The organism is Streptomyces himalayensis subsp. himalayensis (assembly GCF_013778455.1).
GTDB lineage: Bacteria > Actinomycetota > Actinomycetes > Streptomycetales > Streptomycetaceae > Streptomyces > Streptomyces himalayensis.
The window spans coordinates 401,471-411,027 of record NZ_JACEHE010000004.1; the positions used below are offsets into that span (position 1 = coordinate 401,471).

Annotated in this window: 7 protein-coding genes and 1 pseudogene; 7 read left to right on the forward strand and 1 reads right to left on the reverse strand. The window is 70.6% G+C overall.

The window, feature by feature from the left end; translation table 11 throughout:
- The first annotated feature begins 14 nt into the window (after window positions 1-14).
- Both H1D24_RS10055 and H1D24_RS10060 read left to right on the forward strand, forming a co-directional pair.
- A complete protein-coding gene (locus H1D24_RS10055) occupies window positions 15-1,172 on the forward strand; it encodes a phosphoribosylaminoimidazolecarboxamide formyltransferase (RefSeq protein WP_181657070.1) in 1,158 nt (385 codons plus the stop codon).
- A gap of 262 nt (window positions 1,173-1,434) precedes the next feature.
- Window positions 1,435-2,652, forward strand: a complete 1,218-nt coding sequence (locus tag H1D24_RS10060) for a serine hydrolase domain-containing protein (RefSeq protein ID WP_181657071.1) — start codon at window positions 1,435-1,437, stop codon at window positions 2,650-2,652.
- 98 nt (window positions 2,653-2,750) lie between these two features.
- Here the strand turns inward: H1D24_RS10060 and H1D24_RS10065 are convergent, their stop codons facing one another.
- Window positions 2,751-3,722, reverse strand: a complete 972-nt coding sequence (locus H1D24_RS10065) for a zinc-binding dehydrogenase (RefSeq protein WP_181657072.1) — start codon at window positions 3,720-3,722, stop codon at window positions 2,751-2,753.
- A 497-nt stretch (window positions 3,723-4,219) separates the two neighbouring features.
- On the opposite strand from H1D24_RS10065, the gene H1D24_RS10070 reads away from it, so the two are divergent.
- The 5 genes and pseudogenes from H1D24_RS10070 to H1D24_RS43995 all read left to right on the forward strand — a co-directional run.
- Window positions 4,220-5,566, forward strand: coding sequence for a polysaccharide pyruvyl transferase family protein (locus H1D24_RS10070; protein ID WP_181657073.1), 1,347 nt, complete (start codon window positions 4,220-4,222; stop codon window positions 5,564-5,566).
- A complete protein-coding gene (locus tag H1D24_RS10075) occupies window positions 5,544-6,986 on the forward strand; it encodes an FAD-dependent oxidoreductase (protein WP_181657074.1) in 1,443 nt (480 codons plus the stop codon). The genes H1D24_RS10070 and H1D24_RS10075 overlap by 23 nt, the downstream gene beginning before the upstream one ends.
- 133 nt (window positions 6,987-7,119) lie before the next feature.
- Window positions 7,120-7,695: an RNA polymerase sigma factor gene (locus H1D24_RS10080; RefSeq protein ID WP_258563963.1), complete on the forward strand. Its 576-nt coding sequence runs from the start codon at window positions 7,120-7,122 to the stop codon at window positions 7,693-7,695.
- Window positions 7,695-8,945 (forward strand): CU044_5270 family protein, encoded by a 1,251-nt coding sequence (locus H1D24_RS10085; RefSeq protein WP_181657075.1) that lies wholly within the window; start codon window positions 7,695-7,697, stop codon window positions 8,943-8,945. Before H1D24_RS10080 ends, H1D24_RS10085 begins: the two co-directional genes overlap by 1 nt.
- A gap of 205 nt (window positions 8,946-9,150) precedes the next feature.
- A pseudogene (locus tag H1D24_RS43995) lies at window positions 9,151-9,378 on the forward strand (glycoside hydrolase family 3 C-terminal domain-containing protein); the annotation flags it as partial.
- Window positions 9,379-9,557 lie beyond the last annotated feature (179 nt).

Genomic DNA, 9,557 nt, shown 5'->3' on the forward strand with positions numbered 1-9,557 from the left:
GAGGAGTCCATGGCATGCAACTGCGCTACGGAACCAACCCGCAACAGGCAGCGGCACACGCCGCACCGGTGACGCACGGCAGGTGGCCGGTCCGGGTCCTGCACGGACAACCGTCCTTCATCAACATGCTGGACGCGCTCAACGCGTGGCAGCTCGTGCGTGAGGCGAGCCAGTCGCTGGGCAGGCCGGCAGCCGCCTCGTTCAAGCACGTCTCACCCGCCGGCGCGGCCGTGTCCGGACCCGTAGATGACGTCACCGCAGAGCTCTACGGAGTCGCCGGTGACCGCGTCTCCGCCCTGACCAGCGCCTATCTGCGCGCTCGGGATGCCGATCCGAAATCCTCATACGGTGACTTCGCCGCCGTCTCGCACCCTGTCGACACCGAGCTCGCGGAGCTGCTGACCAGCGTGGTCTGCGACGGCATCGTCGCCCCCGGGTACGCGCCGGGCACGGTCGCAACGCTCGGCAAGAAGAAGAACGGCCGCTTCCTGGTCCTGGAATCAGACGAGACGTTCGTGCCGCCACCGTGTGAGGAGCGGGAGGTCTTCGGCCTGCGCCTGACCCAGGACCGCGACCAGGTGCAGCTCTCCGCCGCCCTGCTCGGCCACACGGTGGGCGGTGCACTGCCGGGGACCGCCGCGGAAGATCTGATGCTGGGGCTGGCGGTCCTGCGCTACACCCAGTCCAATTCGGTCTGCTATGTGCGTGACGGGATGACGCTGGGGATCGGTGCCGGTCAGCAGTCCCGTGTCGACTGCACCCGTCTTGCCGGGGCCAAGGTCGACACCTGGTGGCTGCGACGCCACCCAGCCGTCCGTGGCCTCGCCTTCCGGCAGGGCGTCCGGCGCCAGGAGCGCATCAACTGGCAGATCCGGTTCATCGAGGGCGATCTCACCCCGGACGAGACCACGCGCCTCGCCCAGGCACTGTCCACACCCGCCGAGGAGCTGACCATAGACCAGCGCGAGCGATGGAGGCAGCGTCTCACCGGCGTCGCGTTCGCCTCCGACGGCGCACTGCCGTTCCGCGACAACGTCGACCATGCCCACCGCCACGGCGTCGAGTACATCGCCGAGCCGGGCGGATCCATCAGGTCAGACGAGGTCGAGGCCGCCTGCCGCGAACACCGGATAACGCTCGCCCGCACCGGCTTCAGACTGTTCCACCACTGACGGCGGTCACGGCACCGGTGGGCCCCCATCCCGAGGCCGGCTGAGGGCTCGCGACCGGTGTGTCTCATGGACCGGCTCACGCGTGTGGGTCTCTTCGGTTGTGACCGTGCTGCCATCGGGTCAGTGCTGGGCCCGGTCACGCCGTACGCCGCCTGTCCGGGACGTACGTTGTGCTCGGCAGGCGTCTGCTCGCTAGGGCCTCTTCGGCTTCCGGTGCGCCCGCCGGCGTAAAGACCTCTCCGCCGAAAGAGAACCCCGGTTGATGCAGTCACACGGCAGGATCGCAGCGGCGGTGCTGGCCGCCGCCGCGCTGCTGACATCCGCGGCGTGCTCCGGTACCCCGACGTCGGCCCCGCCGGCCGCTGCGGTCGCGGCACCCTCTCCCGGTGCCACGGTCCGCGCACTGACCCCCGATGTGGCGGAACAACTCGACAAGGCCGTTACCCAGACGCAGCGTCAGGCGGGTGTGCCGGGCGTCATCGTGGGGCTGTGGATTCCGGGCAAGGGCAGCTACGTGCGGGCGTTCGGAGTCGCTGACAAGAGCAGCGGCGCCCCCATGTCGGACGGGCTGCACATGCGCATCGGCAGTGAGACGAAGACCTTCACCGTGACCGCGATCCTGCGGCTGGTCGACGAGGGCAAGGTCGGCCTCGACGACCCGGTGTCGACATACGTGGAGGGCGTGCCCAACGGGGACCGGATCACCCTGCGTCAACTCGCCGAGATGCGCAGCGGGCTGTACCCGTACAGCGAAGACCCGGACTTCGGCAAGGCCTTCCTCTCCGATCCCAACCGGAGGTTCACGCCGCAGCAACTGCTCGACTACGCCTTCAAGCACCCCGTGGGTTTCGAGCCGGGGCAGAAGTTCCAGTACTCCAACACGAACGCGATCCTGCTCGGCCTGGTCGTGGAGAAGGCGAGCGGCCGCCGCTTCGGGGACTATCTGAAGCAGCAGGTCCTGGAGCCGAGCAATCTGGACAACACGTTCTTCCCCACCGGAGCCGAGTTCCCGGAACCGCACGCGCACGGCTACACCACCCAGACGCCGAACGGCGAGGTCGCGGATGCGACGAACTGGGACCCGTCCTGGGCGTGGAGCGCCGGAGCGATGATCTCGGACCTGTCCGACCTCCGCGAATGGGCCCGTATCGTCGCGACGGGCACGCTGCTCAAGCCCGCCACGCAGGCAGAGCGACTGCGTACCCTGCCCACCGGCGACCCCGGGACCGGATACGGCCTCGGCATCTTCAACAGCCACGGCTGGATCGGGCACAACGGTTCCCTGCCCGGCTACCAGTCGGTGACCGTTTATCTGCCGTCGGCCGAGGCGACGCTGGTGATCCTCACCAACACCGATACCTCCTACGAGGGCAACGAGAACAGCACGCTCTTCGCGAAGGCCGTCACCACCATCGTGACGCCCGCAAACGTCTACGACCTGCCGCCCACACCGGTCACCTCGGCATCACCGTCGCGGTGAACGCGCGCTTCAGCGTCCGCTGTCCGCGCATTCGTCGCTGCTCCCGCCGCTGTGGCACTGGTGTCCGATCTTGGTCCGCCTGGGCGGCCGGAGGGGTGTCACGGGATGAGCAGGGCCTTGCCCGGGACCGAGCGGGCCTCTATCGCGCGGTGGGCGTCGGCGGCCTGGGACAGCGGGAACTCCCGTGAGATCACCGGGCGCAGCCGCCCCGCTGCCGCCTCCGTGAGCGCTTTCGCGGCCAGCCGTACGATCTCGGGCGCGTCGAACTGCACGTCTGCGATGCCCCGCAGGGCGATGCCGCGCCTCCGTGCACTCGCCTCGTCGAGCTCCGCGAAGCCGCCGCTCGGCGCGCCATGGGCGGATACGCGCCCGCCGTCCGCCACCAATGCGAAGCCATGGCCGCCGAGTTCGCCCCCGACACCGTCCAGCAGCACGTCCACGGGAAGTCCGCCGCACGCCTCCCGCACGCGCTCCGTCCAACCGCCCTCCGTGTAGTCGACGACGGCGTCGGCGCCCAACCGCTTGACCATCGCCAGCTTCTCGGCGCCCCGAGCGGCCCCGACGACCTGTGCACCGGCCGAGTGCGCGAGCTGGACCAGCAGCGTGCCCATGCCGCCCGCGGCTCCCAGAATCAGCACCCGTTCGCCCGGCTTGATCGCGATGCCCTCCATGATGCCGATGCCGGTCACGCCGTCGTGCGCGAGCGCGGCCGCCTCCCGGGAACCGAGGCCCTCGGGGACCGGCACCAGGCGGTCCACGCCGGTAAGGACGAGTTCTGCGTACGCACCCCTCGTGCCCGCCCCGGCGAGGACCCGGCGGCCGATCCAGGACGGGTCGACGCCCGGGCCGACGGATACGACGGTCCCGGCGGCCGCGCCGCCCGGCACATAGGGCGGAGTGATGCCGAATGCCTCGCCCCAGTCCCCGCGGCGGATCTGCGTCTCGACGTAGATGGTGTCGACGGCCTCGGCGCGTACGACGACCTCTCCGTCGCCGGGCACCGGGTCGGGCACGTCCATCGGCACGAGGACCTCGGGCCCTCCGTATTCCGCTACTCGTACGGCACGCATGCGGTTCACCCCTCGATTCGGCCGGGTGCGGACCATCCGACCGGCCGGTCAGGGTGCCAGTCTCAAACCTCGATCACACTTGAGGTCAAGGCGCCGTGTGTCCAGGCGCGCCTGCCGGTGGCCCAGTCACCGGAAATCGGCCACCGGAACTCGGCCACCGAGGGCGCCCGGGCCGGTCGCATGCTCATTGCGTTCGATTCTGTTTCCCGGTGCGTCCACGGGGCAGCCGTCGGGTGTCGGTCCGGAGCCGAGGGTCATGACGACGGCGCAGTGGGCCCGCTCCTCCTCGGGCCCGGACCCACTCTCCCCGGGCAGCGGGCCACTGCGCAGGCCGCTGCCCTCCAGCCCATCCATACCGCCCCAGGGAGGTGCCTGCGCCGAGCAGCCGAGCAGCGGGAGCGGGTGAGCCGCTGAGCAGCAGAGACTGAGGGGCAGCCGAGGAGCAAGGCGGGACGCGCCGGGGCTGCCCACCACGGAGCCACGTGTCGGAGGTACGGATGACCGCGAACCAGGGCACAGGGACAGCCGGCGCACGGGCACCCGCCATCGGGGTGCTCGGCTCCTACGGCGGCATCAACATCGGCGACGAGTCGATCCTGGCCTGCGTGCTGGGATGCCTGCGCGCCTCCCGGCCGGACGCGCGGCTGGTCGTCTTCAGCAGGAACCCCGACCACACCAGGGCACATCACGGCGCCGCGGACGCGGTCACGTGCTGGGAGGGGATCAGCCAGCAGCAGATGCGTCAGTCGCTGTCCGGCCTCGACCTGCTGGTTCTCGGCGGCGGCGGTGTCCTGTACGACGGTGAGGCCCGCCGCTATCTGCGGCTGGTGAGCGCCGCGCAGGAGCTGGGCCTCCGCACGTTCGCCTACGCCGTCGGTGCCGGTCCGCTGCGCGAGGCCGAGGACCGCAAGGCCGTACGCACCGCTCTGGCCAGGATGGACGACGTGGTGGTGCGGGACGACGAGTCCCGGCTGGTCCTGGAGGAGGCGGGTGTCCAGCGGGACATCGCCGTCACCGCGGACCCGGCCATGATGCTCACGCCCGGCGCCTTCAGCGAGCGGATGCTGCGGCACGAGGGCATTCCGGACGGTGCGCGCCTGGTGGCCATGTCCGTACGGGAGCCGGGCCGGGCGGCCGAGCATCTGGACGTGGCCGACTACCACGCGCTGCTCGCCGATGTCGCGGACTTCCTGGTAAGGCGCCTGGATGCGTACGTGGTGTTCATGCCGATGGAGCGGCAGGACGTACGCCACGCGCACGCGGTCCTTTCCCATATGACGGCGCCGGACCGGGGGCGGATCCTCCACGGCGAATACAGCCCCGCGCAGTTCCTGGGCTTCATGCGGCACGTGGATCTGGCCGTGGGGATGCGGCTGCACTTCCTGATCTTCGCCGCGCTGTCCGGTGTGCCGTTCCTGCCGCTTCCGTACGCGGGGAAGGTCTTCGACTTCGCCCGCAGGCTGGGGGCGCCGGCGCTGGTCGGGGTGGCGAGAGAGCAGGCGGGCCTGCTGATCGCGGAGGTGGACCGGCTGTGGGACGAGTATCCGAAACAGCGTGATCATGTCCGCGCGCGCGTCGCGGAGCTGCGCGAGCTGTCCCGCGTGACGTGCGGGCGCTGTGCGGTGCTGCTGGCCGAAATCGACCCGGCCGGGTCACGGACCCTGGCCGCCTCGGATGGACGGCCCTGGGCAGCCGCTGCCGCGCAGCACCAGGGGTCCGTACCGGTCACCGGAACCCCGGCCACCGCGACCCTGCCGCTGCACGGCGGGCACACGTCCGGCCTGGGCGGCGCGGCCACGTCCCCTGCGGAGGGAGAAGCCGATGCCGGTTCTCAAGCCACCTGAGAAGCCGCGCTCCGTCGTGCTTCCGCCGCGAGAGGCCATGCACGCGGGCACGGCCGACGTACTCGTCGTGGGTGGCGGACCGGCCGGCCTCGGCGCGGCGCTCGCCGCCGCGGAAGCCGGGGCCGATGTGATCCTCGTCGAGCGGTACGGCTTTCTCGGGGGCAACGCGACCGTGGCCCTCGTCATGCCGCTGATGTCCTTCCACAATGAGAAGAAGCAGGCCATGGAGGGCGACTCCACCCGTCTGCTGCCCACCGACCACGGGCAGGGCGAACCGGTGGTCGCCGGCGTGGTGTCACGGCTCCTCGAGCGGCTCACCGAGCACGGCGGCGCCATTCCGCCGTCGGTCGAGACCGGCTACACCGTGCCGTTCGACCCCGAGATCTTCAAGCTCGTCGCGCTGGACATGCTGGACGAGGCGGGCGTGCGGCTGCTGCTCCACTCCTTCGCGTCCACGGTGCTGCCGCTTCAGGACGGCCGGCGGGTCGTCTTCGAGAGCAAGTCGGGCCCCGTCGTGATCGATGCCCAGGTGGTCGTCGACTGCACCGGCGACGGCGACATCGCGGCGGCCGCCGGCGCCCGGTACGAGATGGGACGGCGCGAGGACCACTTGACGCAGCCGATGACGCTGATGTTCCGCGTCGTGGACTTCATGCAGCCGGAATTCGCCGCATACGTGCGCGAGCATCCCGACCAGTGGCGCGGCGTCCATGGCCTGTGGGACCTCGTCAAGGACGCGACGGAGCACGGCGAACTGGTCCTGCCGCGTGAGGACATGCTCTTCTTCGCCACGCCACACCCCCACGAGGTCAGCGTCAACAGCACCCGCGTCACCCGGGCATTCGGCACCAGCGTCTGGGACCTGACCCGCGCCGAACACGTCGCGCGCCGCCAGATGGAGCAGATCGACCGCTTCCTGCGCAACCACGTACCGGGCTTCGAGGCCTCGTACATCGCGCAGAGCGGCGTACAGATCGGCGTACGCGAGAGCCGCCGCATCCTGGGCGACTACCAGCTCACCGGCCATGACATCCTCGCCGCCTGCCATTTCCCGGACGCGATCGCGCACGGCGCGTACCCCGTCGACATCCACAATCCGCGGGGCTCAGGGACCACGCTGCGGCGGGTGCCCCGCGGCAGCATGTACGACATCCCGCTGCGCTGCCTGCTGCCCCGCGACACCGACCGGATCCTGGTGGCCGGCCGCTGTATCTCGGGTACGCACGTGGCCCACTCCTCGTACCGGGTGATGCCCATCGCCATGGCCACCGGACAGGCCGCCGGTGTGTGCGCGGCCCTCGCGGTACGCATGGACCGCAGCCCACGGGAGGTCCCCGCGGCACTGGTGCAGCGCGAACTGGTCCAGCAGGGCGCCTACGTCCGCGAGGGGATCCGGGAGGAGGTCGGCTCGTCGCTCTGAACGCACGTGGCAGCAAGCAGATCACGTGTGAGGCGTGAGCCGTGTGCCGCGCGTCAGTCATGCGCCGCGTGGTGGTGACTTCGTCTCCCGGGAGTCGCATCGGTAACGATGGGCCGGTTCGGCCCACTACCTCATGACGGATGACACCCGGAGAGACGGAGGCGCGGTAGTGCCTGACGAAGCGGATCGCTTCACCGCGATGTATGACGATTGCCGGCAGCGGGTGTGGGCCTATGTGGTCAGCCGCGCTGGTCGGCAGGTCGCCGACGAGGTGGTGAGCGAGACGTTCACCGTGGCCTGGCGCCGGTTCGGCGACGTGCCGGAACCACCGTTGCCGTGGCTGCTCGGCGTTGCGCGGAACGTTCTGCGTGACAGCATCCGGGCGGAGGTGAGACGCGAGTCCATGGCGGCTGAGCTGGGCAGCTGGGCCGACGTGGCCGAGTCGGACATCGCCGAGGACGTGTCTGAACGCCACGCACTGCTCCGGGCGTTGGCCACGCTGCCGGAGGACGACCGTGAGGTCCTCATCCTGGCGGCTTGGCAAGGGCTCGCACCGGCTGATGCAGCCCGTGTGGTCGGCTGTTCGCCTGTCGCTATGCGGGTCCGGTTGCACCGGGCTCGAAAGCGGCTGGTGCAGGCCGTGGAAGAAGTCCCACCACCTCAGCAGGTACCCGCCCGGGTGCGGATCACAGCAGGAGGGGAAGCCTGATGAAGGACGATGTTCTGCGGCGGCTGGCCGCCGCGCGCCCCGAACACCTGCAACCCGACCGGCCGGTCGCGGTGCCGGAAGGAGAGCTGGCGGCGGTGCTGGCGGGGCCGCGGGCGCGCCGGACGCTGCAGCAGAGGATGCGCCGGTTCGTCCGTCCCGCATGGGGAATCGGCCTGGTCGGTGTGACGGCTGCCGCGAGTCTTGTGGTGTCCTCCACGGTCAGCGCCCCCGGCGGCGGACCCGGGTCGTCGAACGCCCCAGGGGGACCGGCCACGACGGTGTCGGGCCGTCAGATCCTGCTCGCCGCCGCGGCCGACGTCGAGAAGCAGGCGAAGGGCTCGGGGGCGTACTGGTATCAGGAGGAACGCATCGGCTGGCTGCAGAAGGTGCCGGGCGAGGACTACACCATCGACGTACGGCACGACTCCAGGGTCTGGATGGCCGCCGGCGCCAACAAGCGCTGGTCGCAGGACCTGGACCCGGGGGCGCGTCCAGCCACTTCGGCCGATGAGGCGGCCTGGCGCGCCGCAGGGTCCCCCAAGCAGTGGGATCTGACCGACTACGCCCAGGCCAGGCGCGACCTGGCGCGGGAGTGGAAGGAACACGGACGCGACGGCGAACCTCCGGAACCCCAGCCGGAGATCGTGACCTACCAGGGCAGAGGAGAGATCGAGCACGACGCACCCGGTGGCACGGCGGACAGCGGACGCATGGGAGAGGTCCCGCTCAAGCAGCTGCTCACCCTGCCCACCGACCCGGCCGAGCTGCGCGACCGGCTGGAGAAGATCGTGGAGGAGGACTACAACGCCCCCAAGAAGGTATTGCACCGCCTCGTCATCGACACGGCCGTTCAGATCGGCATCAGCCTGCCGGCCACCCCGGCCCAGCGGGCCGCCGCGTACCGGATCCTCGCCGATGAGCCGGGGGTTCGCCCCATCGGCGAGGTGACGGACCACGCCGGACGTGCCGGGTACGCGGTCGCGATGCCCAGCAGGCACGGCGACGGCACCGAAATCCGGCTGATCTTCGACAGGGCAACGGGCATGCCCCTGGGTCAGGAGACCGTCGCCACAAGGAACGGCGACGGACTGCGCAAGGGCAGGCTCGTGGCGTACCGGACGATCACGGTGATGAAGTGGACGGATGAGGCACCGCCCTTCGACAGCGACTTCACCGCGTCTCCGGACACCGGAGCCACCGGGGTGGATACGGAACTTCCGGTCGAGCCGGCCGAGAAGCCGCACTCCTGACACCGACCGGGTAGAGGAGGGCCGTCGCGGCAGGCCACCCGGTGGCTCCGCACGCCCCCGGCGGTCACCGAGCCCGAGGCTTCGGTGACCGCCACCCGGCCCCCTGTTCTGATGGGCAGCGCGGCCAGGCCGCGCTGCAGCCGCCCGTCGCTGTGGCCCGCTGTGGTGCGGCGGACCGGTCGCGGGCCACAGCGCCGTCCGGCGTCGTCCCTTCGTGGTGGTGCTGACATGCGGCCGACCGCTCGCACTGGGCTCCTGGCTCGCCTCCGCCCCGGCCGTACTGGTCGCCTGGCACCCCGGCCTCGAATCCGGCCACGCCATCGCCGACGTGGTCTTCAGCGCGGTCAACCCGGGCGGCAAGCTCCCGGCGTCCTTCCCCCGCACCACCGGCCAGATCCCCATCCACTACAACCATGAGAACACCGGCCTCCCTAGGCCCTGTCGTCAAACTCCCTCCCCCAGCTACCGCTGGGAGGAGCCCCCAGCCCCGCGGCGCCTGGCACGCTCCCCCACTGCCTTAAGGGCGTGGGAGGTGCCCCCAGCGGCGTTGTCGTCGGTCAACGACTCCCCCACTGCCTTAAGAGAGGTGCTCACAAAATGGGAGTCCGATCA

Coding starts and splice junctions, on each gene's coding strand:
- H1D24_RS10055 (WP_181657070.1), top strand. CDS start 15: ATGCAACTGCGCTACGGAACCAACCCGCAACAGGCAGCGGCACACGCC.
- H1D24_RS10060 (WP_181657071.1), top strand. CDS start 1,435: ATGCAGTCACACGGCAGGATCGCAGCGGCGGTGCTGGCCGCCGCCGCG.
- H1D24_RS10065 (WP_181657072.1), bottom strand. CDS start 3,722: ATGCGTGCCGTACGAGTAGCGGAATACGGAGGGCCCGAGGTCCTCGTG.
- H1D24_RS10070 (WP_181657073.1), top strand. CDS start 4,220: ATGACCGCGAACCAGGGCACAGGGACAGCCGGCGCACGGGCACCCGCC.
- H1D24_RS10075 (WP_181657074.1), top strand. CDS start 5,544: ATGCCGGTTCTCAAGCCACCTGAGAAGCCGCGCTCCGTCGTGCTTCCG.
- H1D24_RS10080 (WP_258563963.1), top strand. CDS start 7,120: ATGACGGATGACACCCGGAGAGACGGAGGCGCGGTAGTGCCTGACGAA.
- H1D24_RS10085 (WP_181657075.1), top strand. CDS start 7,695: ATGAAGGACGATGTTCTGCGGCGGCTGGCCGCCGCGCGCCCCGAACAC.